The organism is Guptibacillus hwajinpoensis (genome assembly GCF_020171785.1).
GTDB lineage: Bacteria > Bacillota > Bacilli > Bacillales > Guptibacillaceae > Guptibacillus > Guptibacillus sedimenti.
Map to the genome: position 1 here is coordinate 1 of NZ_JAIVAE010000016.1, position 24339 is coordinate 24339.

Genomic DNA, 24339 nt, shown 5'->3' on the forward strand with positions numbered 1-24339 from the left:
CCTTTTTCTTAATTCAAATGTAGAATGTGGTTTTCTCGCCATTACCTTTTTCCCCCTTAAACTCACTTGTCTCGTATCTTTATGATACCTCATGTGTCCATTATAAGGGGGTCAACCACAGGCACCGCCCGCTTTTTGTTAAAAATTGTCGACAAGCCAAAGACCTCTCCCTGCTTCTTCTGACAGCCCAAATCTCTCAATAAAGAAATCCTGAAGGCGTCCTTCCTCTCCACCATCTATCCACTTTCGATAGCAATCAATCAGCCTCTGCACATCTCCTTCACAATACTCATCGATTAGCCTCGTAACGGTTCTCGTACTTCTCCAATAATCATAAAACGCAGCCGAGTAATCAAAGTTGTTTCCACTACGATACCCTGCTTCACCAAAGGCATCTAACGAATACTCTCCGTATTCCTCTTTATACGAATCAATCAACAGTCGCTCAACCTCCATCACTTTCTCAAACCGCTCTGGAGACATTAAAAGCTTACGCGGCAAATAAAAGCAAATTCCTTCTTCAAACCACATGTCACTTGCATTCTCTTCTTCCCAATCTTCAAACTCAGAGTGAAAAAAGTCTGCATGGTGCGTCATTTCATGTGCCGCAATCTCAGCGACATCCACCATCTCAAGATTCCGGTAATAATCCTCCGCTTCTTTCACACCATTCGTCGTTGTTAAGTAGATCTTTTTCCATGTTTCCAATAATGGTGTGAGATGAATCAGATCTCTCGACGTATAAGCTGGAAGCGGAATTGTTGAATACAGCTTCGTCGCTGATTCTAAATCATGAAACACAATTCCTCTTGGCGGTTCTTCAATCGACGTAAAGTCGTTCAAGGATGCCTCATATACGTTAAGATACGTTAATAGCTCACGCCCACTTCGTTCAATTTCTTCCACTTTCTTCGTATCGGTCACTGACACAGCATAATTCACGTAAAATCCCCCTTCAAAACCACCTACTTCGATGGATGAAAGAGAGAATCCTTTTTTCTAATTGCTCATTAACTTTCATACGCCCAGAAAGCTCAGCTAGAGCTATTCTTATGATTGGTTGGTACTTGACTAAGTCCAATCCCAATCACAGCGATCGCAATGACACCTTTCATCAACCGGTTATAGGATCCATCCTCTTGATAATCCGCTATCCCCATCCACAGAATCACAACTGTGGCTACAATGAATAGAACAACCAATCCAATCTTTCTAGCCATAACAGCACCACCTATGGAAAGTTAGCGAGTAGCGAGTGCCTGTCACCACCCGGTTTATGTCATATGATGTCGTTAGCATGGTCGACTAACGCGTATATCCCTGATCCAATAAGCCATTCTAACGGGTAGAGGTGATTTTAATGAAGTTAAATAAGAAGAAATACCAAAACCAGCCAACCACAACTAAGAAATCCTATGTAAACGAAGTTGATCTTGGCATTGACCAAGATGAGCAGGCGATGAATGGTGACTATGGCATGCTTGAAACGAAGAAAGAAGATCAACACCGAAAAAAGCCTAACCAATAGTTCATCGTGCTACAAAAAGAAAACGTCTCATTTTTCATCAACAAACATACGAAAAAGGCGTGTCAGCTCTGACACGCCTTTACCATTAACACGATCTCCCCTCTGTCCACTCCTCTTCCCATTTTAATGGTTGACAGGTGGTACATCTATTAATGCTTGATCTTTCAGAGAAATAACAAGCTTCCCCTCACCAGTAACCCCCGCGTAAAAAACAGAAGATGCTTTCATGTCCCCAGCCTTCCGGAGCTCATCCATCAGCCATTCTTCCGTTCGTCCAATATGTTTCAACAAATCTTTTTGAACGCGCCCATCCAAGATCACGGGAATCTCATAATCATTCCCCTTCTTGTAAATCGCCATATCTTCTCGCAATACCGTTTCTTTACTAGGGAACAACTTCACACTAAGCCTTCCATTCGCCTCCACGATTGCCAATTCCACATCATCTGTATGAAAAACATCTTTTTCACGAAGCATTTGGAGAATGTTATCGATGGAGTATTGAATGTGTTTCATATTGTCTCTTAGGAATTTCCCTTGGTACATGACCACAGTCGGTTCAAACGTAAACAGTTTTCCAGCTTTCTGATTCTTTAACTTTATTTTAATAATCAGCTTCTGTAAAAGCGCAATCGCAATCATCGCGACAACCGTGTGAATATGATCGATTTTCGGATCTGCAATATCCGCTCCTACGACCGCACCAAAAACAAGCACGACCAGAAAATCAAACACAGGAAGTTCACCGATCGAGCGCTTTCCCATGTAAAGTCCGATCGCAAGCATGAACGGTAGGATCGTCACGATTCGAAAGATCACCTTCAAGGCATCCATAACTATTTCCATGATGATCACCTCTTTCTTACGTATAAGCTCATCATGCCCATATGGAGCTTCATGCATAATTCAAAGCCACGAATCTCGGCTGGGTATGAATTCTCCTTCTACCTGCTAAATGAGATAACATAAAAAAATCAGTGAGGGTCTCCCCCCACTGATTCCTGATTTACTCACTAAACACCGCATTCGAAAGAAGTCGGAACAACTCATCCGTATGATCTCGGAACCCAGCTTCTATTCCAATTAACGTCACGTCTTGATCACGTTCTTTTACGATAACAGGTTGACCTTCCGCAGCATCACGGTTCTCCCAGTGACCAGCGACAAAGAAATCCCCTGTATCAAAAGAAGCGTGCACGTCTACGTTTTCAACATTCGAATACCAAACCGGTTGATACACAAAGCCGTAATCATCCAATCCATATCCTGAAGTTAATAGTTCAGAACCGTAGTCCACTTTTACAATACCGTTACTGTTTGAATAGCCTTTGTTTACCGTTACATCGGTTACGCCAAGCTTTTTAGACGCATCTGATGCACCTGCTCCTATCGCAACGTATTTGCCTCCACCATCTACAAAAGATTGAATTTGTTGCTTAAACGCCTGGTATTGGCTTTCGCTTTCCAACCCGAACGGTGCATTCGCCTCGGTATTGTTGTAGGAAATCATACGAGACGTTCCACTATAGAAAAACGCATCCGTATCGCCAAGACCATTTTCTGCAAGTTCTCGTGGCGTGATTTCCGTAACATTAAAACCTAATCGCTCTAATGCCAATCGTGTTCCAGCATGAGATTGTGCTTTATAAATCCCACCATCTTTTAAAATCGTTACGTTTTGAGAAGTGAGTTCTTTTCCTTCCACTAGAGAGGCTGTTGTAACCTCAATACCAGATTCTTTGACGAGTTTCTTCAACTCAGGCGTCTGTGCTTCATCAACATAGAACGCACCATCTTCTCCCCACTGAACATCAAACCCTTTTTCAATGAGCGAATTGACCAGGTTTACTGCTTTTACAGAGGAGTTTTGGATCACATAAGGGCCATCCCCAATTAATTGACCATCTCCATCTACCTTCTTTACATCAAACGTTTTTACGTCAAAAGAACTTCCGGCTTCCACTTCAATCGCTTCAAAGCCCCATAGTTCAGGGAGGTTCCATGCGGAAATATCATACATGGCTGGCGTAATATCCGTGATATCCTCTCCATCCCACAGCATCGTATTCGCAAGTCCCGCTTTTGCCTGGCTCATATCAACGATGTAAGTTCCCGCCGGATACGTTTCTCCATCAAACGTAAATGATTTTTTCACTTGTGACACGTCAATATCATTGAACATAAGATGCTCCACTGCTTTTTCCGTCGCAGTTGGATCCGTTTCATCTACAGGAAGAATATAAGCCTTTGGGAAAAAGCCTTCTGTATGATACGGGTGGTCGAACTGGATCCCACGCTTAAACACTTCAATCTGATCCTTGATCATTTCTTCTTTATTATCATTTGAAAATTCCAGTGCTCCCATGACCGCATCATAGTGCCATTTCACACCGTCCCAATCATTCGTTGGGGCTTCAAGCGTGTAGCCATAAGCTCCGTGGTACATCGCATACATCGGTGTGAAGATCGGTGGATAATCATCCCAACCCGCTTCGTCGTCACGCTGCGGTATGTAAGTGCCGGTCATCGTTTGATAATTCACATTGGATGTATCTGTGTTCGTGTTGTCGTATTCATTTCTATGATCAACAATGTTCCCTTCCATTGATTCTGCCTGATCCATCGCCCACTTTGAATACAAATCGTATTCATAATTCGGGTTATGTGGCGGTGTACACGGTTCAATTAAACCAGGACTTGTTTCTCCGCCATACGCTTTCACATATCCGTGCAAATCAAGAAACACCATCGGATTCCATTCTTTAATCAAATTCACCGTATGCTTTGTTTCAACTTGAGATTGCGTAATAAAATCGCGATTCAAATCAATACCGTTTGAGTTAAAGCGAGTCGCATCAATACGCCCATCTGGATTAGCCACCACGTTAAAGATTAAAATGTGATTCTCGAGTAAATCCTTTGTCTTCGCATCATCCGCCGTAGCAAATCGCTCAATCAGTTGAAGCGCTGCATCAGATCCAACAAACTCCGTTCCATGAATGGAAGCATTGATCATCACGGGCACTTTAAAATCGGGATGCTTCTCGATAAACTTCTCTGCTTTATCAGGGCTCTTAAACATTTTCTTTCTCAATGCTTTTTGGTAGCCAAATTTCCCTTTTGCTTCAGGATCAGAAACTGTAACCACATAAAGATCCTGTCCGTCTGATGACTGAGCAGGTGTCTCGACAGTAATCCGATTGCTGCTCTTCTCAATCTCCTTAAGCTTCTCATCAACTTCAGAGTACTTCACAAAATCATAGTTTTCACTATTAAACGGACTCCCATCTTCCTCCTGTAACGTTTCGTTCCAGTTCACATTCTTCCAGCTCGTCTCTGCAGATACTGATCCCGCCATTGGCGTTGCAAATAAACCCAGCATCACAGCACCAGCAATTAGTTGCTTCTTCATCCTATTCCCCCTAAATTTATCAAAATAGTCTAAATTCTATTTTATAATCTTTATGCAAAATATTGTATACGACATTCTTCCTGATTACGCGTAGGTCTTTTGTAGGGAGGTACCTGTCACCGCTCGATTTATGTTAAAATTTGTCGATAAAACACTGAAGCATTGTCGTGAATAAAAAAAGCTACCTCACTCCACAACTCGTAGAATGACGTAGCTTTTCCTCTATTCCGGATCCATCCAAAACAACTCATCAAGCGATTTATTTAACGACCAACAGATCGATAAACATAGCTGTAGCGATGGGTTGTATTTCCCTAGCTCAATCAGCCCAATCGTTTGTCTCGACACGCCTACTTTTTTGGCCAGCTCCTGCTGTGAGAGATCGTGCTCGACTCTCGCCATTTTTAATCGTACATTCTTCACAATTGATCACCGCACATCTTCATCATCCATCTCTTCCAACTCTTGCTCATTCACTTGATCACTTTTGCGTTTCGCAATCGCATAAGGTACCACCATTATGGCAAATAACACAGGAATGTAAATCATTAAGCTCACAAAAAGAATAACAAAAAAGAAGGTGAACGCTTCTTCTGAACTATTAGCATACTTTTGAGAGTTTCTGATAGCAAAAAACAGTGAAATGGCAACTCCTACAATCAAGGTGATCACAAAGTTTCTCGTATTAAAGTCCAACTTACTCGACTCAGGCTGCTCCACCTCATCTGAAAAAATGCCAAGCATCGCTGATCTCCCAACGTAGAATACGGAACTCGCTACCAAAATAATCACTTCCGTCCATAATTCTCGTATTCCCCCATCAACGAAAAATTGTTTATATACAATCGATAACGCACAAATCACCACAATTAAAATGTACATTTCCCGGTAAATCTTATTTTGCAGATTGGTCACCCGTTCATCATGTTGTCTTTTCCTAAAACCAAATCCCATCGTTCCTCTTCCTCCTAAATCTTAGTAATCAATCTTCGGTAACCGCTCATATGCAAACACAAACAATAGTAAACTAACAATCCCCGTTACAACCATTTCCATCCCATCAAGCATAAGAAACGGCAGCTGGTTCGGTAAACTGTAAATCGGTGCATACGCGACAATATCCTTCACAAATTCAGGAATGGCTTCCACCTGAAACACGATGCCAAGAAGACCAGGAAGCACCAAGATCGTCACTAACGAAAGAATTAACAGCTGCATCACCTTTTGATAGAACATCGAAGTCACTTGAAACAGTAAGGTAAAAAAGACTCCGAACAACACATACTGCAGCACTGCCTGCCCTACATCCCCCGCTGAAAAAGCCTGCCCGTTCAAAACATGATTCACATAAAGAAGCGCTGCGCATCCAAGCCCGAACAGGAGCGATACAACAGAAATCACCAATACACGTGAAATCAAAAAGATGATCCGATTTCGAGCTGATGTGAATAAAAGGTAAACCGTTCCATGATGGAGATCAGCGATGACCACTTTTGCACAAAATACGCCAAGCGCTACCGTTGCAACACCTGAATATAATCCAGAAACATTTCGAGGCTGAAATGGACCATCCAACTGGTAAATCGAATAAACGATTCCACCTCCAAATAAAAAAGCAAATCCAATGGAAACAAACAGCGCCAGGTTAAGGTTTCGTTTGATCTCAAGTTTAAAGAATTGGCTTACATTCACTTCGCTTCACTCTCCATATTTTGAAAATAGAAATCCTCAAGCGTGTCCTTTTTCCGCTTCACATCCACTGGGAAAAGATCGTGTTGACTTAAGTGCTTCAGCACCTGTTTCATATCTCCATCAAATGGAACCGAAAGAACATTTCCACTCCGGGTCACCCCTTCGTATCCTGCTAACACATGCATAGCTTGATGAAGATCTGCTTGAGAAAACGTGAACTCTAAAACTTCACCCTGCTGCTGATCTTTTGCATACTCATTAATCAACCGTCCCTCTTTAATCACATAAACACGATCACTCACATTCTCGATATCTTCTAAAATGTGACTTGAAATCAGTATGCCAATGCCTCTTTCTTTTGCTAGCTTCTTTAAGTAGCCAAGGATATTCCGTATTCCATCCGGGTCCATTCCATTTGTCGGTTCATCCAATACGAGATAATCCGGATTCGAAATAAGCGCGAGCGCAATCCCTAGACGCTGCTTCATCCCAAGCGAATAGTCCTTCACCTTTTTCTTTAAGTACGAATCTATACCAAGCGACTGAATGATTTCGTCAAAACGTTCATCGTCTCCACCAAACAAGGAACGAAAATAATGGATATTGTACCGTCCGCTTTTATTCGGAAAGAACTTCGGCTTCTCAATTAAACTTCCAACGGAACGACCTTCTCCACTGAAAGTAAGCTCACCGTCATACATTACGATAATCCCAGAAATGATTTTCATTAACGTTGTTTTTCCCGCCCCGTTTGGTCCAACAAGTCCCACAACCTCCCCTTTTCGTAGCGACAAAGTAACGTCAGTAAGTGCTCTTTCCTTCTTATGAAACGTCTTTGAAAGTTCATGCATTTCAATACTCATCTTCATCCCCCTCATTTAAATGAACCATATCCTTCTTTTTCCATTATATAATATCAACGTCTTTTTGCAATATATATTTGTCATTTGGACGTTTTTATTTTTCATTATATAAAAAAAGCCGTTAATGAACGCTTGAAAAAAGCCTGGTTGAGAGAGAATGAAAAAGGACAACAAAAGGAACATAATCTTCTCTCTGTTCATCTCCTGTTCACCTTTACGTTGTAAGATAGTAGGAGAGAATGCATAGGAAAGGATGAAACACGTGATTTCCATCTTAACGATTGATGACGATCTACACATTTTAAACCTTGTTGAAGTAACGCTAAAAGAGGCAGGGTATCATACATACAAATCAACGAATGGGACTGAAGCGTTAGCTTTATTAGAAGATAAAACAATTGACCTTGCGATTGTAGATGTCATGATGCCAGGAATGGACGGTTACACCCTAACTCGGAGAATACGAGAGTTGTACGATATACCCGTTATCTTATTAACGGCCAAAGGCGAGCTGTACGATAAAGAACAGGGGTTTACCGCCGGAACAGACGATTATATCGTCAAACCGTTTGAACCAAAAGAACTGATTTTTCGTGTTCAGGCTGTATTAAGGCGTTATGATCAGCCAAGTCAACATGTGATCCAGCTGCAGGATGTCAAAATCGATCGAAAAAATTATGAGGTGCAAATTGGAAAACAGCACTTGCTCATGCCTTTAAAGGAGTTTGAGTTACTTGCGCTATTGGCTTCTCGACCGAACCAGGTTTTTCAGCGAGAGGATCTGATCGAAAAGATCTGGGGCTTTGATTTCGAAGGTGATGAAAGAACGGTCAATGTGCACATTAAGAGGATTCGCGAACGGCTCGGAGCGATCACCTCTAGCCTCAAAATTGTGACCGTTCGCGGCGTAGGCTATAAGCTTGAGGTCATATCATGAAATCCCTCTACTCGAAGTTCATCGTAACAACATTGGTCATCATGCTGGTCAGTTCCGTTATTGGCTTTTTATTTGCGAATGCATACTACCAAAACAGTTTAAAACCAGAGAACGATGCGAAAAACATGGAGATCGCGACAAGCATAGCGGAGTTCGCTGAAGATCAGTCTGATCTAGACGAGTACCTCAGCCATACGGCGGCAACAGGCTATCAGCTTTTTTTAGTTAGTCAAGAGGAACGCCGTTATTACGGAGGGGCATTTAAAGAAAAAAACGTCTCCCAACAAGCCATCGAAGCTGTCTTAGATGGAGAGCCCTATCATGGCATGGAGGCATTCCCGAAAAAAACATTTGTGACCGGGTTCTTCGCCAACGAGCTTAAAAATTCAGTCGGTGTGCCGTTAACTTATGATGGTAAGCAGTATGCCCTCTTTTTGCGACCCGATATTAAACTCTTATTTAACGAAATTCACCTTCTTCTAGGGTGGATGGTGTTGGTGATTTTTATCTTAAGCTTACTTGCCGAACTCATTTGGTCTGCGATGCTGATTCGGCCAATTCGAAAGCTCTCTCATGCCACGAATAAAGTACGAGAAGAAAGCTTTGATGTTCACTTAGACATTCACCGAAGAGATGAGATTGGCCAACTGGCGCAGAACTTTAAAGAAATGATCGCAAGACTTGGAAAATTGGATACGCTTCGTAAATCCTTTGTCTCAAACGTCTCACATGATATTCAGACGCCTTTACTCACAATCCAGGGGTACAGTCGGTTATTAGAAAACAATGCCCTTTCTGAAGAAGACAGAAAAGCCTACTTGCGTGTCATTCAAGAGGAATCAGAACGGATGTCCATTCTATCCAAACAGCTGTTAACCCTCTCCTCTCTTGAATCAAAAGAGAAAGATTACGTGAGGAATTCCTTCGATTTATCCGCTCAACTAAAAAGCCTTTTGCATCGCTATTATTGGCTAATGGATGAAAAGAACCTTTCCTTAACGTATTCTGTCGATGAGGTTACCTATGAAGGAAATTCAGAGCTGTTATACACCGTCTGGGAAAACCTTCTAACAAACGCGATCAAATACAACGAGCCAGGAGGGTCAATCGAGGTGACATTAGAAAAGGGTGCTGATGCTACTCACATTGCTTTCACTGACACAGGCATTGGCTTAGCATCAAATGAAAAAGATCAAATCTTCGATCGCTTCTATCGCGCCGACCTCGCCCGTACGAGAACAAATCAGGGTACTGGGCTCGGCTTATCCATTGTGAAAGAAATCATTGAACTTCATCATGGAGACATAATTGTCGACAGTCAATTAGGAAAAGGAACAACCTTTACCGTCACCCTTCCTCATTTGTAATCATTTATTAACCTTTTGTTCACTTAGCTGATTTAAAGTAATCGGTGTAAGGAACAAAAGGTTTTTTTGTAGAAAGGAATGAGGATCAATGAAAATGGCTTTGAAAGAAATGAAGAAGAATAAATCAAGATATCTCATCGTTGGCTCCATCGTACTACTCATTAGCCTGGTCACGTTTATCATTTCAGGTTTAGCCAATGGATTATCTCAGGATAACGTCTCATTAATCAAAAACATGCCCGATGGCACATTTTACATGAGTGAGGATGCTAATGAATCGTTCACCCAGTCCCATATTGATGCGGGTAAACAGGACCAAATCCTTAACAATGATCGTGAAGCTTTTGCATTCTCCATTCAAATGGGTTCACTTAAAAACGAAGCAGACAACCAGCAAAGCGTGCCTTTCTTACTTCTACCGATACACCGTTACTGAAACAAGTAAACGAAGGGGAAGTAATGCTCGATTCAAGCTTAAAAGCGGAAGGTATCAAGGTTGGTGATGAACTATCCAGCCCTCTCTTTGAAGGAACGTTTAAGGTAATTGATTTTGTTGATAACAAAACGTTCAACCATTCACCTGTTGCATTGATCAGTCAGGAAACATTTGAAGAGATGTTTCGAACGGATGAATGGCAGCTGCTCTATCTTCCAGATACAACGGAAACCATCAGCAGCCTGCAATCCTTTTCTAAAAAAGAATTTCTCTCTACCATCCCAAGTTACCAGGCAGAGCAAATGACGCTGAATATGATTGTTTGGTTTCTCGTTGTGATTAGCGGCATGCTGTTTGCGATTTTCTTTTATATGATGAATGTCCAGAAAATTGGGATGTATGGCATCCTCAAAGCTCTTGGCATTCGGACAAGTGATTTGTTCAAGATGATGTGGAGTCAGATGGCTATGATTACGATCATCGCTCTATTGATTTCTACAGCGATTAGTCAAGTATTTCAATACGTCGCCCCTGATAGCATGCCTTACCATTTAACACTGACAACCACCCTGCAGCTTTCCCTTGTCTTTGCAGTGGTTGGATTCATCGGCTCGACGCTATCAGGCTTTCAAATAAAAAAAATCGACCCATTGCAGGCGATTCAGCAAGGGGAGGCTTAAAATGGCACAACTTCAGCTAGAGCAAATAAGAAAATCATTCATAAATGGAGAAACAGAAGAAGAAGTGTTAAAAGGAGTCGATCTCGCACTTGAGAAAGGAGAAGTAACTGCGCTAGTCGGTGCTTCCGGTTCAGGAAAAAGCACGTTGCTTACAATCGCCGCCGGTCTTCAGCCGCTCACGAGCGGAAAAGTGATCTTCGAAAATCAGAACTTAGCTGAGCTCCGTGCTGAACAGGTCAGAGCGATTCGAGCCCGCCATTTCGGCTTTGTGTTTCAGTCCTCCCACCTCGTTCCTTTTTTGACAGTGAGAGAACAGCTTTCCAAGATGATGGACATTGCGGGAATGAAAAGTACCAAGCATGAACAAGAAGCACAGATTCATCGCATCCTCGATCAAGTTGGCATGACCCATCGATTAAATGCCTATCCCTCCTCCTTATCAGGTGGGGAAAAGCAGCGAGTCGCCGTCGCACGAGCTATTATCCACAATCCAAAAGTGCTGTTTGCCGACGAGCCGACCGCAAGCCTTGATTCCAAAAGGTCTAAAGACACGATGGCTCTCATTCAAAACGTCACAAAATCGCTCGATATGACTACATTAACCGTGACTCATGATGAGGAAATGTTGGTTTATGCGGATCGGGTTGTGACGATGAAAGATGGGCAGGCGGAATCGGTGGAATCGGTGGGACGGTTCTCCTGATTCTGTTCACAAAAATAAGAGTCCTCATGAATGACTTACTTCATGAGGACTCTTATTTCAATTAATTACTAGAAGGAGTCCATCTCTCCGCTTCACTTCCCTCTGGATAATCAATTCCATCAGGGTACGTAATGAATTCCAAAAGCGTTCCCCATGGGGTCAAACCATATACGCCGCCATTATGTGGACCATCCTCCACCCCTGCCAAAGGATGAGGTTCCGATAGAAGTGATCCACCTGCAGCTTCAAAACGATTTGATGCTGCTTTCAGATCATCAACATACAAAGCAAAATGCTGAATCCCTAAATCAGAAATTCTCGCTGGATGATTGTCCGCTGGTGATCCGAGCTGAAATAGTTCAAGCGTTGGTCCTTCTCCTATCCTAAGCAAACGCATATGGATAATGCTTTTCCCAGCTGGTAAACCCAATTGTTTCTCCACATCTTTGCCTTCCATCGGCTCGTGTTCTGGTCGCTGCACATCGTAACAAACCTTTGCGTCAAAAGCCTCCTTGAAAAAAGCGGTCGCTTCCTCTATGTTTGGTACGGTTATCCCTATATGATCAATCCCTCTATACATCTCAATCACTCCTTATTTGAATGAATAAGTCTCAGAAATTCCTCAAAAGGCTTGTTTTACTCAAAGTCGTATGTCAGGTTCCACTTTTGACGCGCTGTATCCATCAAGGACATCACTTGACGAGAAAGCGGCAATGTCCAATTCTCACCCTCACCTAAAATAAGGTCATTCATTGCCTTCACTTCATACTGCAGCGCCTTTCCTTCTTCACCTGCTTCAATTGTTTCAACCGAACCATCTGATGTGTAGGTGATGGTTGCTTGATCCGCTCTTGGAAAATTATCAACGGTGATGAATCCTTCATCCCCAGCTACAATGCCACGCTTCGGCATCTTCGCTCGCATCGCAAGTGACACAACGGCCATCTCATTTTCATCGTTTTTCATCACAATGCCAGATTGCTCATCTACCCCTGTCTCATGTTTCTTGACGGTTGTATGTAGCTCTGTTGGCTGACCGGAGAGGAAAAACCTTGTGAATGAAAGAGCATAAGTTCCAATGTCTAACATGCCACCACCCGCAAGATCTGGATTAAAGAAGCGATTCGTCGGATCATTTTCCTTACAGCTACCAAAAATAACATTAACCATATTTACTTTTCCAATTTTCCCTTGTTGGATCAGACTACGTAGCTTTTCGTAGAGAGGCATATGATAAATGGTCATCGCTTCCGCTACAATTAGGTTTTTAGACTCAGCCAACGCAATGATTTCTTGTAGCTGTTCTCCATTCATCGTAATCGCCTTCTCACATAGGACGTGCTTTCCAGCATGTAAAGCATCCATGATATAAGAATAGTGAACGCTGTGTGGGGTTGCGATATAGACAACATCAATGCGTTCATCTCGAAACATTTCCGACGTTTCCTCATACACATGTTTCACCCCAAGACGATCAGCGAAGTCTCTGGCTTTTTCTACCTTCCTGCCCCAGACGCCGAAAATGTCGCCGTTCACTTCTTTAATCGCCTGCGCAAAGTCTGACGCTATTCCTCCTGGCCCAACAATTCCCCAATTCACTTGTCCCATCTGAATCCTCTCCTTTTAACGTAAGTTGGTTCACTCCAGCTAAGCGATAGTCTTTCATTCAAATGCTCCCGCTTCCTCTACTAAAGCCATCGCCGTTTCTTCAGTTGTTACGAGAACATTCAGATGCCCATATTTAAGTGCGGCTCGTATGGCTTCCACTTTTTCCTTCGATTGAGCTATCCCTATGGTGTACCTCGTAGAGTGAAGCTCTTTCATGTTTACTGAAATCGTTCGATTGGACAATCTCGTCTTGCGAATTTCACCACGTCTATTGAAAAAGTTGGAACAAATGTCCCCTACAATGTTGTCCTGATCCATTTCTTGCTTGAACGTCTCTCCATAAAAAGCACGCCAGTTTGGACCATGACTAATCAATGGGGAGCCAATACCTACAACTGCAATGGATAAACGGGACCATAACTCTTGAACTTCTTGAAAATGTCCAGAATCAATCAACGCTGTTTTTAATTCCTCTGTCTGGACGATTGCAGGAAGATCAATTAATTTCGATTGGGCTTTCCACTTTCGAGCGATTTCATAGACAATCGTATTTGCATGATAACGACTTTCCAATTTACCGTCCGGGCCACCGACAAGAGGCACACACATGATGCCTTCTCGCGACCTTTGTGGCGTTAATTCTTCCGCCACCGCAGCAAGAGCTGTTCCCCATGAGAACCCAATCACATCATCCGCTTTTACAATGCCATCCAAGAATGTGGCACACGCCTGCCCCATCGCTTTTAGTTTTTGGTCAGTGGTTGCTCCATCTTTCTTTGGGATCACGACCACTTCTTCAAGCTGAAACTGTTCTTTTAACTTCCTTCCAATTGTCACATCTTTGAAGGCATCATAGTTAATACGAATTTGCACAATCTCTTTTTCTCTTATTTTCTTCAACATTCTACTAATGGTTGTACGGTAAATGCCAAGTTCCTTTGCTATTTCGCTTTGCGTCATATCCTGCTCATAGTACATTCGTGCTACTTGATAAAGTCGCTTTATCTCCTCACGTTCTTCCATCTCTTTCCTCCCTTTGCACAAATGTACACCAATCAGTACAATTGTGCAATTGATAACACTCCAATAAAAAGAACCCCATCAACATGAAATGGGATTCTCTTTCAAATTTCATAATGACTTTTTAAAAGCGGAAAACATGCCAACACTTTCATGATCCATACTTATTCATTGTTTTTCTATCCTTTAAGTTTAAAACAATCTCATAGCCAAAGGCAGTCAGTAATCCCGACCAAAATAGAATTGCTGAAGAAAAGAAATCATCAGAGTAAATGAGATGATGAGTAAAGTTCACAAACAATAAGATCAAATACGTATAAAAGCCAACGATGGCGCCTTTTCTCCAATTTGCAGCTCGTCTATTTGTCATCGATTTAAATAATCGCATGTGAATGCCTCCAAGTAAGTACCATTTAATTCTTGTGATGCCGTAATCCACATCATGGTGGATATTCTCTTACAAAGACATCACTACTAAAGTGCTTTTTTCCTTTTATTTTCAGGTTGCTTTAACCAGTAACGCAATCCCTTCCCAGCCAAAGGCTCGTCATCATATCTTGGTATAACGTGCAGATGACTATGTAAAATGAATTGATTGGAAACTTCCCCCACATTCCAACCAAGTGTATAACCATCTGGAGAAAACGCTTAATCCAGGTATTCCTTTGCATTCTGCAAAAGTTCATAGGTGTCGTTCCATTCTTCTTTCGATAATTCAAATGCGTTAGCGTGATGCTTCTTAGGAACAATGACGCCACAGCCTTCTAAGACATCTTGTTGATCGTCGTGTTGTAAGAAATAGCAAAATTCATTTTCAAATAGAATCTTTTGTTTGTCGTCTCTTTCAGGATGACAAAATGGACAGTCCTCTTTGTAAGTCAGTCAAACTCCTCCTTTTTATTTAAAATCACCCAAGGATTTACAGTCTAAATCTATCCTTCGTTTAATCCGCTACCAACAAGGTAATTAGTAAGTATGAAGTAAATAACAGGGGTGTTGGATATGAAAAATCGGTTTCTCTGGGGATTCATAGGTATATTAATCTATCCGATTGTATGGATTTTGATGGCTTTACTATTAGGTGATGAACTTCCTAAATGGAGTGTTTTAACTGGCTCTTCCATTGGAGGCTTTCTATGTGGATTCTTCATGGTAGCTCCAAGTATACGCAAAGGGAGAAACCGAAAACTTTAGCATTAAAATACCTACCCTATTTTGTAAAAACATTTAATACGAGATTACTAGAAAAAGAGAGCTCATCTTCTTAATGATCAGCTCCCCCTCAATCGTCCCTTATTCAAAAGACTCCGCAACTGTAAGCAGATCTTCTTTTGATAAGTCCTCTATCTTCCCTTTCAACTCATAGGTAATCGAACCATTTGTCCAAATCAATCGCTGCGTCTCGCCTTCTTTTCCTGCATATTGTCCTTTTTGATCTCCAATTGAAACCTCCTCTGTCTCTATCTGATCAGAAGAGATCTCACCATTTTTAACGGTCATTAATTCCATCTTTTCACCCGTTTCGCTATGAAAAACAAACGTTATCGTGCTATCATCCTTACTCTCATGTTTGATCTCTACCCCATCCACTTCATAAGGCATGACTGTCGGATACAGAGGTTGATACGCTTCATCTCCCGTTCGACCTACTAATCTTGAACGATCGTATACGAATAGTCCATCTTCTGTTTCTGTTGCTGTATCGAAAGCATAGGGCAATGATTGCGTATCGATATAGCGGATTTGCGTAATCTTACCTTCTTCGTTTGTGTTGACTCTGCCACGAACATCTGCCGTTTGACCATTGCTTACATTAACTTGTATGTCAAAGTCATAAGCGGTTGCTGTGTCCTCGCTCTGCTCAACATTCATGGTCCCAATCGTCATTTCAACACCATTTCCGTACGCCTTGCGATGAAAGCTGTAAAGTAAATTGTTCATCATCGCACTCTCCATATAGTCTTCTGTGAAATAAGGATTGAATTTGTCCATGTAGTAGGTAGAAACCTCTTCGTACTTTTCCTCTTCATAAATCTGTGTCAATTCTTCATCCGGTCCTGAAAATATTTGCTCAAGCACCGTGGTGACATCATCTTTCGTTGTATTCTCTTCTTCCGTGTTTACGCTAGCAGGCTGGTTCGATGCACAACCAGCAGTTAATATAAGCGTCATCGCAGTTAGTAGAATTTTCCTAAGCAAAATACACCCTCCGTTTTGTTGTCTTAATTATTTGTACGATCAGCAACTGTCTAAATTTTCAAAAAATGGTAATAAACTAGAAATTCGCAGTGTTTCTTATCCTTTAACTAGACTCTGCCATTCTATTTTAATTACAAAAAAGAGACTACCTCATCGCAGATAATCTCCTTCTAACAACATTTTTTATAACGGATACACTTCGATCTTCTTCCAAATCTCTTTCCAATCTTTCTTAATCACCCGTTCTTTGTAAATCGCGGCTCGCTCTTTACTCTCTCTAAAAAATGGTGTCGCCTTCACCTCTAAATGGATCACATCATCCACCCCCCAGGGAGCAGTAAGAATAAGATTGTTATCCTTATCAATTTTGACACCGAGAGCAGTGGCGGTTTCTGGAAATTTAGAAATCGCATCTTCTGCAGAAGTGTAGGGTTCGATATGATTAATCACGTGCATTCGTGCTTCATTCTTTACAGACCAGGGTACACCTGGAAGGATTCTCTTCAACTGAGCTTCTAATTCTTTTTCAGTTTTTTCACGCGTGTCGTCAAGATTATAATAAATGACATCAACGTCTGGCGGATCCGTTCTTTTTTCAAATCCGTGCAGTGTGTCCCAGATTTTAGACCGAACAAATCCCGCGCATATCCACCAATCAGGCAAATTCAGCTGACTTGCCGCCTTAATGATCTCCATCATTCGTTCATCGTTTTCGATTAGCTTCATGATATCTTCTTTTGTCTTCAACCTAACACCTCGTTTGGAAAATTACGGCCCTTGGTTTTCTATCTCAATTTTCCTTTCAGTTCAGATTTAATAAATCAGCAATGATCTCATCACTCCCCGGTGAAAACATAAATAGAGCGAACAAGATAAATAATGCGCCTATACAAACGAAAGACATTCGTTTCCTTCCAATGAGTCCGTTTCCTACTAAAAACAATCCAATAAACAAGAGTAAAAAATACCAAACCCCCATACGCTCTCTCCTTTTATTCATCATATTGGAATCTATCCCTAATATTGACGATTAGCAAGCAGCTATTGTTCCTTTTTAGTTAATTTATAAATTAATATTTAGCTAGGTTAGAAAAATTCATATAACCCCTCATTAAAATACTCGAACTCTTGTTTTGTTACCTTATAACGCCTGTATCCTTCGTAAAATGCTTCTATGTATTCTTCATGATGTAGCCATTTTCGAATCGCTAATGATTCATCATATCGAGGATCACCCATCGTCATTCCCGCTACATCAATAAACAACCTCACTTTTCCGTTTATAACCATCACATTATCGGTCGTGCAGTCCCCGTGTATCATCGTTTGTTGAACGTCAGATGGTTGATTTAAAATCAACTTCTGCAAGAGTTCGCAACGCCCATCAGCATCACCAGATTTTACGTACCCCTCCGCCTTTTTTAACTGTTCAACAAGCCATTGATTATTATGAAACCCAGTAGCAGTCGTTTCATGGAGATGTTGAAGAAACTGTCCAAAACTCTTAATGAGTGACAGTAGTTCTTGCTTCTTTGCTTCTCTTAATAAAGTGGTTAATGTTACCCCCTTCTCAAATGACATAAGGAGATGACTACTATTCTTCCCTTCAAAATAACCATTGTAATTCGGCGTGGGGATCTCTGTGTTCGTATTTAACTTTTCTAATACACCAGCTTCATTTCTTAACCATTCTCGATATTTTCGTTCATAGGAATTTTTTAGCACATAGCTGCCTTCCTCTGTAACGACTTGATGCACCTCTGAGGTACACCCCTGATCTTGTAATAAACTCATTCGCTCTATTTTTCCTATTATTTCTTCCACTATACTTTTCATCTCTTTTTCCATGAGTACCCGCCTGCACTTTCTATTCGAGATAACGACTTTTCACGATACCAATTATTTCAAAATTCGATCAATAAATCTATTAATATTCATCATAATTAAAAGGAGACGATGGAATTGGAACGAAATGTATGTAGGAAATGCTACCGATAGGAGGAACACTATGAGCGATTCTCTTTTTAATGGTATTCACTACATTCGCATACCAGTCGTCAATCTCAATGAGTCCGTTTCTTGGTACACAGCGTGTTTGCAGTTCACCTTAAAATTTAATCGAGGTGATTTAGCTGTTCTTGCGCTTGAAGAAGGTCCCCTCTTCGTTTTGGTAGAAGCGGACGAGGGCTCGAGAGGACACTTTTTCAAAAATGGTGAGCCAGAATTTTCGGTTGGACTAACAACGGCAAACATTAACCGACTCTACAATTACTTAGCTGATCAAAATGTAAAAGTCGAACCGATCCAGGAAGATGAAGGCCACCACTTCTTTCACTTTTATGACCCTAGCGGAAACAAACTGCAGGTACATAACTAAATGTTCTCGAGCTACTCCATTAGGGTAGCTTTTTTTAACGACCAAACTTTAGACTCCGAAGCGTAATAAGAAGCCCTTCTCCTCTTTTCAAGGGAAAGATCCCTGCTCCTACCACTTCGTCCAAAAACTCTCCGCTCTTTCATCAGGAACATCACCCAGCCCACCTACATAGTGTGTTGAAGAAAGTGTTTCATAAGATAGCGCTTAGGAAAATGGATTTCAGTCCATGATGAACGTTTATGGAGGTGACAGAAATGAATCAATTTCAAAACGATCTTCAGCACTTAGATGTTGGAGAGTACCATGCTCAGGAGTTAGTTCCTTGTGAGCAAGCGAACTATTACACAAATGGAGATCAAAATATAGATCCAAATGATACTCGGTTGATTGGGTTTGTATGCTTCGGGTGTTTCCGCTGTGCAGGTTGCGTAGCCTGTGCCGGCTGTGCGGGTTGTGCAGGCTGCGGCGGTTGTGCCGGTTGTGGTGGATGCGCTCGCTGTGCTCGATGCGCAGGTTGTGGTGGATGTGCCGCAAGATGTGGCGGATGTGGCAGATGCGGTCGTTGTGGGGGACGCTGAACCGGAACAGATCTCTCTGATGATTTCTCAAGATAAATCACCCTCATTGATTATCAAATGAAAAAGAACCTGGATCCGGTGTGCAGCTCCAGGTTCTATAAATGATGACTAATCGATAAGTTTTTTATCATTCGACTACCTATTTTTCTGCAAAAATACTAAATCATGTTTGTGCTCAAAACCAACCTTCTTATACAATTTTATGGCTGTTTCATTAGCTGTATTAACGCAAAGTATAATGGAAGAAATATCCTCATAAGTAAAAATCCATTGGACGGCACCAGTTATCAGCTGCTCCCCAAATCCCTTACCTCGTTCCGAATCTATAACGGCCATATACTCAATGCTAGCCTCTCCAAACGCTGGTTCAGCCTCCACATAGATATAGCCTTTTAGTTGATTAGATTCTTTCACAATAAACACTTTTCGATTCTCACTAAGGCGCTCGATCAATTGTTGCCCGTTATAATACGTTTCTGGAAAAACTTTATCATGTAATTGTTTTATCTCTGAGAAGTACTCTTCCGTTAGTTCCACAATCGGTTCATCTTTTATTTGCTGCCTATTCTCACGAGAAACTGTTAATATGGATTGCTCACTTTGTTTAACAAATCCCATTTCCTTAGCGAAGCTTAATAGATTTTGATTGTGATGACTTGTGAACATACTGAGTTTATGTATTTCAGGAGGTAGTAATTTCTCCATTTCAGTCCATAACTGGTTGACCCATTCAGGTTCTTTCACAAATGGCCCCCATATTTCTGCATGATGACTTTCTAGGGATGCATCAAATCCTAAAACACCAACCAACTCATCTTTCTCATAAGCTACGACAAAACTCTTCGTATAATGAATATCCGTTATATCTTCTACAAAAGAGTTAGCAATCTCTTCAACTTCGGTTCCACAGTAGCCAATGTACGAATCTTCCTTATTGTTTAACTCTGCAATTAGCATCGAAACTTCATGGATATCAGACCTAGTCATTGTTCTGATTGAACTCAAATAAATCTCCCCCCGGGAAGTGGTTTCCTCACCTATTTGATTTCTTCTGCGTTTTCCTAATATCCCCATCCTCTATAAAAACCTTAGAGCGAATAACACTTGGTCGTCCCATCGTGACTCCCTGAATGACGCGATAACTAGGACATCCATCACCTGAAAGTCCAAACACCTGATGACTCTCTTGCTCTACTAATCTATACATTAAATTTCTGTACGTAAGAGCCGTTTTCATGATATTCCTTATATTGATTGGCAGTCACTTCCTTAATTAACCCTTTCCAAAAAGCTCGTGCAGGTGTATTCTTTTCGATCTGAGTGACCTCCCATTCCCCAGGAAACATCGCAAACAGTTTTTTCGCACTTTCGTTTCCATATCCATTCCCCTGATATTTAGCCATAATAAAGAACTCCTGAATGGTATTTGAACTTGAAAGACTGCCCATTTCGACAAGAGCAAAACCAATCAATTCATCACCTAACTTAATAAAATAAGCCTGGTGTTGATCACGCCAATAATGATCTAACTCAATTTTCTTGTAGGCGCCATTAACTCCCAACTTCATGTTTGGTAAGTATTTACTAAACTCATAAAAATAAAATTGCATGAGATTATGCAAGATCGTCGCTTCTTCTTTTTGAACTTTATGTAAAGAAACCATACACTCACCTCTTATTAATTAAATTAACTTAGGAATCCATCGGAAAAAGATACACATTGTAAGAAAAGATTTTCCCTAACCCTATCTTTCTCGCAATGGCATTGGAAGCCTGATTTGCCTCTTCACAGTCCCAATATGGAACCATCCCCTTATCAACACATTCCTTCACCACACTGAACGCTGCCACCTGACCTAATTTCTTCCCTTGATGCTCCTCGATGGTTTCCATATCTAACCCGTGAACATTTCCAGCCACAAATCCAGAAAAACATAAACTCACAAGTTGATTTTGACAAACAACGCCATACCCGATTCCATTATCAAAAAAGTCATTGGGAGAAGTCCAGAATTCAGCTATTTTCGACCGTAAGAAGCGTTTATTGTTAATAAAATTGCTCTGATCGTTAAAGAGAGCTTCGCTAATTTTGATGACCTGGTACTCGGATTTAATAGAAGGATGATGATGCGCATGCCAGACTCGCAAGGAATTGGCGAGGGCCAGGTTGAACTGCTCTTTGACAAATACCTGCTTAGATTCTCCCTTTTACCTATTCGATAAAACAAAAGAATCTTCCTTCCACCAAAAACCTGCGTTCATTTTAGAAGGACTGCTTATGCGTCTTATCGAACATACAAGATGAAGACACAACGACTATTTAGGAGGGAATTATGGGCAGAATTGTGCATTTTGAAATTCACGTCGATGACATGGACCGCGCAAAAAGTTTCTATGGTGAAATATTTGGATGGACTTACGAAGACTGGAGCGACTTTGCTGGCATGCCTTATTTTGGTGTTGTCACTGGTGGTGACGATCAACTTGGCATTAACGGTGCCCTGATGCAGCGACAAGGTCCACCTCCAGTTCCAAATCAGCCTGTCAATGGCTATGCCTGTACGATAGCGGTAGAAGATTACGATACAATTGAAGCAAAAATTCTTGGAAAAGGCGGTGTGGTCGCATTGCCTAAATATGCGCTACCGGGGATGGCCTGGCAGGGATACTATAAGGATACGGAAGGAAACATCTTTGGGGTTCATCAACCAGATGAACATGCGAAATAGCATTTATCACGACTAGAAAAGGCGCCTAATCGCGCCTTTTTTCATTTCATTCAACATGCCAAGTTCATTCGTTAACTATTGAAAGCATGGATTCACCGCTAGAAAATTATCGAGTCTCTACAAGGGGCTGTTACGGCGATGCCACCGTCTCTTCCATTGCCTGTTTAAGAGTACACCTCTTTTTCTGATACATCTCATTATCAGCTTTTTCAATTAATGAAGTAGCGGTAAGTCCATCACTTGGAAAGTGGCTGTGCCCGATGCTGATATGAATAGGTAGAAAAACTTCATTAAAGCGAAGAGTTATTCCAACTCGATGAGAGAGTCTCTGAATTTCACTTTGAATATCACGAGTTTCGGAAAGTAAGAGACAAAACTCATCTCCTCCCCATCTGGAAACAAAAGTGTCTTTCGAGCTAACAGCCACGAGCATCTCCCCTATTTTATTTAATACGTTGTCCCCAACTTGGTGACCATGCGTATCATTAATTGTTTTAAAGTTATTCACATCGAGAAACAAGACGTAGAAAGAAGACAGGTTGTCAATCCATTTCTGCATCTCTTCTTCTAGAGAGCGGCGATTGGCTAGCCCCGTAAGTGAATCGAGATAGGCATACCTGGTTATTTGTTCTTCCGTCGTTTTTCGCGTGGTTATATCTCGAACAATCGCACAAAAATAAGAAGCGCCGTCTTTTTTCCAAGTTGATATAGAAAGTTCCATGGCAAACTCAGACTGCCATTTTGTCATTCCTTTCCCTTCCATCACTCTCTTCACCTTCTTACGCAATATCCTATTTTGTTGCAAGATATCCTGATCTTCTTCTGCGAAAATCAGTTGAATAGGCTTTCCTACAATTTCTTTTTGTGTGTAACCAAATAATTTCTCTGCCGATTGGTTCCAGACAACCACTCTCATGTTTTGGTCTGCTAATACAATGGCGTCCGTCGCTGTTTCAATCACGCAGGTTGATAAATGATTGCGATCAACTAAGGTTAAGTAATGGCGTATACCTCGATAGATAAAAAAACTCATGACCATGCTTGTGAAAACGGTTAGTAGTACCACCATATCGTCAATCCTCCACTTTTTCTAATTAAAAACGATAACCTCCTATACATACCCTGATTATTAGGAAATGACAGCCAACCAATGTGTTGTTTGGTGCGAACGCTATGCAAGATAATCCAATCCTTTCGCGCCCAACACATTATATAGTAAAATAGAACTAAACCTCATATAGAAAGGATCGATGTATGGAAAACCAATTGCATTACATCATGAATCACATGCGTGCGGCATTCAAAGTATTAGATAAGGAATGGCAAATGGCCGCAAAAGACCTCGGCATCACCCAGGCAGAACAACACATTTTGTGGATTGTCTATCTAGAAAAATCCATTACCCTCACAAAACTAGCTGAATTAAGCTTGCTCGATATATCAACGGTGGCTCAGGTATTAACACGTATGACAAAAAAAGACCTGATCATCCAAACGAAAAAGAACCAGGATCGACGCGTGACGTATGTATCACTCAGCCCAGAAGGTGAAAAGATTCTGCACACCTCTTCCACCTACGAATATCAATTCTGGAACTATATGAAAGAAATGGATCCAGACAAACGAGCTCAGTTCATGTCCATTGTGTCTGATATGAACAAACACTTCTATGGGGATTCATTTGTAAAATGGGTAGAAAAAACGTCAAAAAAATCCATAGCTGATTAATCATAAATATCTTCAACAATTCGCCATTCAATGTGGCTTTCGTGAGTAGAACAAGATTCACAAACGGTATAATGCTTTTCGCTGAGATAAGCAACGTGCTGCCCGGGAATGAAATTCAGGTAACAGCTTTTACAAAAGAATTCAGTTGATTTTATACGTGGCACAGTATGATAGTCTCCTTATTTTAAGATATATAAAAGTGTACCGAGCTTATTTCAAAATGGATAGTTTAGGTGTGTTATGTATATGTTGGAAGTAGAAAAGAGCGTTTATCTATGAAGAGATAAGCGCTCTTTCGCAAGATGATTGGTTTCGCTCCAGTATTCCTTGCATATCCCTCCCATTTAGTGGAGGAAATTGATAATCCCGCGATTTTCTGGATAATTCCGCGAAAATTAATTTTATTCCGCGAAAACACGTATTATTTCCGCGAAATCTCAATTAATTCTGCGAAACGTCCTAATTAAGCGTGCCCCTTAAAA

Annotated in this window: 29 protein-coding genes and 2 pseudogenes; 10 read left to right on the plus strand and 21 right to left on the minus strand. The window is 41.3% G+C overall.

The genetic code is table 11. The features are described 5' to 3' along the window. Positions 1-138: 138 nt before the first annotated feature. Both LCL91_RS19410 and LCL91_RS19415 read right to left on the minus strand, forming a co-directional pair. Complete coding sequence (locus tag LCL91_RS19410; protein WP_224884881.1) at positions 139-942, minus strand: hypothetical protein; 804 nt, start codon at positions 940-942, stop codon at positions 139-141. A 92-nt stretch (positions 943-1034) separates the two neighbouring features. Further along, a complete protein-coding gene (locus LCL91_RS19415) occupies positions 1035-1220 on the minus strand; it encodes a hypothetical protein (RefSeq protein WP_224884883.1) in 186 nt (61 codons plus the stop codon). 140 nt (positions 1221-1360) lie between these two features. Here LCL91_RS19415 and LCL91_RS19420 point away from each other — a divergent pair, with 140 nt between their 5' ends. Next, positions 1361-1528, plus strand: coding sequence for a DUF4021 domain-containing protein (locus LCL91_RS19420; protein ID WP_224884886.1), 168 nt, complete (start codon positions 1361-1363; stop codon positions 1526-1528). 123 nt (positions 1529-1651) lie between these two features. On the opposite strand, the gene LCL91_RS19425 is transcribed toward LCL91_RS19420, so the two are convergent. From LCL91_RS19425 to LCL91_RS19450, 6 genes are all read right to left on the minus strand, one after another. After that, a complete protein-coding gene (locus LCL91_RS19425) occupies positions 1652-2374 on the minus strand; it encodes a DUF421 domain-containing protein (RefSeq protein ID WP_224884888.1) in 723 nt (240 codons plus the stop codon). A 160-nt stretch (positions 2375-2534) separates the two neighbouring features. After that, positions 2535-4940, minus strand: a complete 2406-nt coding sequence (locus tag LCL91_RS19430) for a M14 family zinc carboxypeptidase (RefSeq protein WP_224884890.1) — start codon at positions 4938-4940, stop codon at positions 2535-2537. A gap of 222 nt (positions 4941-5162) precedes the next feature. Further along, positions 5163-5363, minus strand: coding sequence for a helix-turn-helix transcriptional regulator (locus LCL91_RS19435; RefSeq protein WP_224884892.1), 201 nt, complete (start codon positions 5361-5363; stop codon positions 5163-5165). A gap of 6 nt (positions 5364-5369) precedes the next feature. After that, positions 5370-5894: a DUF6773 family protein gene (locus tag LCL91_RS19440; RefSeq protein WP_224884894.1), complete on the minus strand. Its 525-nt coding sequence runs from the start codon at positions 5892-5894 to the stop codon at positions 5370-5372. 21 nt (positions 5895-5915) lie between these two features. Then, positions 5916-6632, minus strand: coding sequence for a hypothetical protein (locus LCL91_RS19445; protein WP_224884896.1), 717 nt, complete (start codon positions 6630-6632; stop codon positions 5916-5918). After that, on the minus strand, positions 6629-7495 hold the full coding sequence (locus LCL91_RS19450) for an ABC transporter ATP-binding protein (RefSeq protein ID WP_224884898.1): 867 nt from the start codon (positions 7493-7495) through the stop codon (positions 6629-6631). The genes LCL91_RS19445 and LCL91_RS19450 overlap by 4 nt, the downstream gene beginning before the upstream one ends. A 262-nt stretch (positions 7496-7757) precedes the next feature. Between LCL91_RS19450 and LCL91_RS19455 the strand changes: the two genes are divergently transcribed. The 4 genes and pseudogenes from LCL91_RS19455 to LCL91_RS19470 all read left to right on the plus strand — a co-directional run bounded on the left by LCL91_RS19455 (position 7758) and on the right by LCL91_RS19470 (position 11618). Continuing rightward, on the plus strand, positions 7758-8432 hold the full coding sequence (locus tag LCL91_RS19455) for a response regulator transcription factor (protein ID WP_224884901.1): 675 nt from the start codon (positions 7758-7760) through the stop codon (positions 8430-8432). Continuing rightward, positions 8429-9799 (plus strand): sensor histidine kinase, encoded by a 1371-nt coding sequence (locus LCL91_RS19460; protein WP_224884903.1) that lies wholly within the window; start codon positions 8429-8431, stop codon positions 9797-9799. Before LCL91_RS19455 ends, LCL91_RS19460 begins: the two co-directional genes overlap by 4 nt. A gap of 88 nt (positions 9800-9887) precedes the next feature. After that, positions 9888-10915 (plus strand): annotated as a pseudogene (locus tag LCL91_RS19465) (ABC transporter permease). Between the two features lies 1 nt (position 10916). After that, on the plus strand, positions 10917-11618 hold the full coding sequence (locus LCL91_RS19470; RefSeq protein WP_224884905.1) for an ABC transporter ATP-binding protein: 702 nt from the start codon (positions 10917-10919) through the stop codon (positions 11616-11618). 61 nt (positions 11619-11679) lie between these two features. Here the strand turns inward: LCL91_RS19470 and LCL91_RS19475 are convergent, their stop codons facing one another. The 5 genes and pseudogenes from LCL91_RS19475 to LCL91_RS19495 all read right to left on the minus strand — a co-directional run bounded on the left by LCL91_RS19475 (position 11680) and on the right by LCL91_RS19495 (position 15128). After that, positions 11680-12198, minus strand: a complete 519-nt coding sequence (locus LCL91_RS19475; RefSeq protein ID WP_224884907.1) for a VOC family protein — start codon at positions 12196-12198, stop codon at positions 11680-11682. Positions 12199-12254: 56 nt separating this feature from the next. Beyond that, positions 12255-13226, minus strand: coding sequence for a Gfo/Idh/MocA family protein (locus LCL91_RS19480; RefSeq protein WP_224884909.1), 972 nt, complete (start codon positions 13224-13226; stop codon positions 12255-12257). 54 nt (positions 13227-13280) lie between these two features. Beyond that, positions 13281-14249, minus strand: coding sequence for a sugar-binding transcriptional regulator (locus LCL91_RS19485; protein ID WP_224884911.1), 969 nt, complete (start codon positions 14247-14249; stop codon positions 13281-13283). Positions 14250-14397: 148 nt separating this feature from the next. Beyond that, positions 14398-14634, minus strand: a complete 237-nt coding sequence (locus LCL91_RS19490; protein WP_224884913.1) for a hypothetical protein — start codon at positions 14632-14634, stop codon at positions 14398-14400. A gap of 86 nt (positions 14635-14720) precedes the next feature. After that, positions 14721-15128 (minus strand): annotated as a pseudogene (locus tag LCL91_RS19495) (HIT family protein). A 120-nt stretch (positions 15129-15248) separates the two neighbouring features. On the opposite strand from LCL91_RS19495, the gene LCL91_RS19500 reads away from it, so the two are divergent. Beyond that, a complete protein-coding gene (locus LCL91_RS19500) occupies positions 15249-15440 on the plus strand; it encodes a hypothetical protein (protein ID WP_224884915.1) in 192 nt (63 codons plus the stop codon). Positions 15441-15539: 99 nt separating this feature from the next. Here LCL91_RS19500 and LCL91_RS19505 read toward each other — a convergent pair whose 3' ends face one another. From LCL91_RS19505 to LCL91_RS19520, 4 genes are all read right to left on the minus strand, one after another. Further along, positions 15540-16445, minus strand: coding sequence for a DUF4367 domain-containing protein (locus LCL91_RS19505; protein ID WP_224884917.1), 906 nt, complete (start codon positions 16443-16445; stop codon positions 15540-15542). Positions 16446-16628: 183 nt separating this feature from the next. Next, a complete protein-coding gene (locus LCL91_RS19510) occupies positions 16629-17171 on the minus strand; it encodes a nucleotidyltransferase family protein (RefSeq protein WP_224885031.1) in 543 nt (180 codons plus the stop codon). A 76-nt stretch (positions 17172-17247) separates the two neighbouring features. Next, positions 17248-17424: a hypothetical protein gene (locus LCL91_RS19515; protein ID WP_224884919.1), complete on the minus strand. Its 177-nt coding sequence runs from the start codon at positions 17422-17424 to the stop codon at positions 17248-17250. A gap of 107 nt (positions 17425-17531) precedes the next feature. Continuing rightward, on the minus strand, positions 17532-18293 hold the full coding sequence (locus LCL91_RS19520) for a phosphotransferase family protein (protein ID WP_224884921.1): 762 nt from the start codon (positions 18291-18293) through the stop codon (positions 17532-17534). Positions 18294-18453: 160 nt separating this feature from the next. Here LCL91_RS19520 and LCL91_RS19525 point away from each other — a divergent pair, with 160 nt between their 5' ends. Together LCL91_RS19525 and LCL91_RS19530 are read left to right on the plus strand one after the other, a co-directional pair. Beyond that, positions 18454-18822: a VOC family protein gene (locus LCL91_RS19525; RefSeq protein ID WP_224884923.1), complete on the plus strand. Its 369-nt coding sequence runs from the start codon at positions 18454-18456 to the stop codon at positions 18820-18822. A gap of 254 nt (positions 18823-19076) precedes the next feature. After that, positions 19077-19400 carry a hypothetical protein gene (locus LCL91_RS19530; protein ID WP_224884925.1) on the plus strand — a complete coding sequence of 108 codons (324 nt, stop codon included), beginning with the start codon at positions 19077-19079 and terminating at the stop codon, positions 19398-19400. 135 nt (positions 19401-19535) lie between these two features. Here LCL91_RS19530 and LCL91_RS19535 read toward each other — a convergent pair whose 3' ends face one another. The 3 genes from LCL91_RS19535 to LCL91_RS19545 form a co-directional block, all read right to left on the minus strand. Beyond that, positions 19536-20405, minus strand: coding sequence for a GNAT family N-acetyltransferase (locus LCL91_RS19535; protein ID WP_224884927.1), 870 nt, complete (start codon positions 20403-20405; stop codon positions 19536-19538). A gap of 194 nt (positions 20406-20599) precedes the next feature. Further along, positions 20600-21064: a GNAT family N-acetyltransferase gene (locus tag LCL91_RS19540; protein WP_224884929.1), complete on the minus strand. Its 465-nt coding sequence runs from the start codon at positions 21062-21064 to the stop codon at positions 20600-20602. 28 nt (positions 21065-21092) lie between these two features. After that, positions 21093-21548, minus strand: coding sequence for a GNAT family N-acetyltransferase (locus LCL91_RS19545; protein ID WP_224884931.1), 456 nt, complete (start codon positions 21546-21548; stop codon positions 21093-21095). Between the two features lie 185 nt (positions 21549-21733). On the opposite strand from LCL91_RS19545, the gene LCL91_RS19550 reads away from it, so the two are divergent. After that, the gene (locus tag LCL91_RS19550; protein ID WP_224884933.1) at positions 21734-22129 is read left to right on the plus strand and encodes a VOC family protein; all 396 of its coding nucleotides are present in this window, start codon (positions 21734-21736) and stop codon (positions 22127-22129) included. 130 nt (positions 22130-22259) lie between these two features. On the opposite strand, the gene LCL91_RS19555 is transcribed toward LCL91_RS19550, so the two are convergent. Then, positions 22260-23198, minus strand: coding sequence for a sensor domain-containing diguanylate cyclase (locus LCL91_RS19555; protein ID WP_224884936.1), 939 nt, complete (start codon positions 23196-23198; stop codon positions 22260-22262). 185 nt (positions 23199-23383) lie between these two features. On the opposite strand from LCL91_RS19555, the gene LCL91_RS19560 reads away from it, so the two are divergent. Continuing rightward, entirely contained in the window at positions 23384-23857 is a 474-nt protein-coding gene (locus LCL91_RS19560; RefSeq protein ID WP_224884938.1) for a MarR family winged helix-turn-helix transcriptional regulator, read from the plus strand. Positions 23858-24339: the final 482 nt, after the last annotated feature.

Bases quoted from the DNA above. Each gene is read 5' to 3' on its own strand.
- LCL91_RS19490 (WP_224884913.1), bottom strand. From the start codon at position 14,634: ATGCGATTATTTAAATCGATGACAAATAGACGAGCTGCAAATTGGAGA.
- LCL91_RS19515 (WP_224884919.1), bottom strand. From the start codon at position 17,424: ATGGGGGTTTGGTATTTTTTACTCTTGTTTATTGGATTGTTTTTAGTA.
- LCL91_RS19530 (WP_224884925.1), top strand. From the start codon at position 19,077: ATGAATCAATTTCAAAACGATCTTCAGCACTTAGATGTTGGAGAGTAC.
- LCL91_RS19510 (WP_224885031.1), bottom strand. From the start codon at position 17,171: ATGAAGCTAATCGAAAACGATGAACGAATGATGGAGATCATTAAGGCG.
- LCL91_RS19460 (WP_224884903.1), top strand. From the start codon at position 8,429: ATGAAATCCCTCTACTCGAAGTTCATCGTAACAACATTGGTCATCATG.
- LCL91_RS19425 (WP_224884888.1), bottom strand. From the start codon at position 2,374: ATGGAAATAGTTATGGATGCCTTGAAGGTGATCTTTCGAATCGTGACG.
- LCL91_RS19485 (WP_224884911.1), bottom strand. From the start codon at position 14,249: ATGGAAGAACGTGAGGAGATAAAGCGACTTTATCAAGTAGCACGAATG.
- LCL91_RS19415 (WP_224884883.1), bottom strand. From the start codon at position 1,220: ATGGCTAGAAAGATTGGATTGGTTGTTCTATTCATTGTAGCCACAGTT.
- LCL91_RS19440 (WP_224884894.1), bottom strand. From the start codon at position 5,894: ATGGGATTTGGTTTTAGGAAAAGACAACATGATGAACGGGTGACCAAT.
- LCL91_RS19555 (WP_224884936.1), bottom strand. From the start codon at position 23,198: ATGGTGGTACTACTAACCGTTTTCACAAGCATGGTCATGAGTTTTTTT.
- LCL91_RS19550 (WP_224884933.1), top strand. From the start codon at position 21,734: ATGGGCAGAATTGTGCATTTTGAAATTCACGTCGATGACATGGACCGC.
- LCL91_RS19520 (WP_224884921.1), bottom strand. From the start codon at position 18,293: ATGGAAAAAGAGATGAAAAGTATAGTGGAAGAAATAATAGGAAAAATA.
- LCL91_RS19470 (WP_224884905.1), top strand. From the start codon at position 10,917: ATGGCACAACTTCAGCTAGAGCAAATAAGAAAATCATTCATAAATGGA.
- LCL91_RS19525 (WP_224884923.1), top strand. From the start codon at position 18,454: ATGAGCGATTCTCTTTTTAATGGTATTCACTACATTCGCATACCAGTC.
- LCL91_RS19420 (WP_224884886.1), top strand. From the start codon at position 1,361: ATGAAGTTAAATAAGAAGAAATACCAAAACCAGCCAACCACAACTAAG.
- LCL91_RS19475 (WP_224884907.1), bottom strand. From the start codon at position 12,198: ATGTATAGAGGGATTGATCATATAGGGATAACCGTACCAAACATAGAG.
- LCL91_RS19560 (WP_224884938.1), top strand. From the start codon at position 23,384: ATGGAAAACCAATTGCATTACATCATGAATCACATGCGTGCGGCATTC.
- LCL91_RS19500 (WP_224884915.1), top strand. From the start codon at position 15,249: ATGAAAAATCGGTTTCTCTGGGGATTCATAGGTATATTAATCTATCCG.
- LCL91_RS19480 (WP_224884909.1), bottom strand. From the start codon at position 13,226: ATGGGACAAGTGAATTGGGGAATTGTTGGGCCAGGAGGAATAGCGTCA.
- LCL91_RS19540 (WP_224884929.1), bottom strand. From the start codon at position 21,064: ATGGTTTCTTTACATAAAGTTCAAAAAGAAGAAGCGACGATCTTGCAT.
- LCL91_RS19450 (WP_224884898.1), bottom strand. From the start codon at position 7,495: ATGAGTATTGAAATGCATGAACTTTCAAAGACGTTTCATAAGAAGGAA.
- LCL91_RS19430 (WP_224884890.1), bottom strand. From the start codon at position 4,940: ATGAAGAAGCAACTAATTGCTGGTGCTGTGATGCTGGGTTTATTTGCA.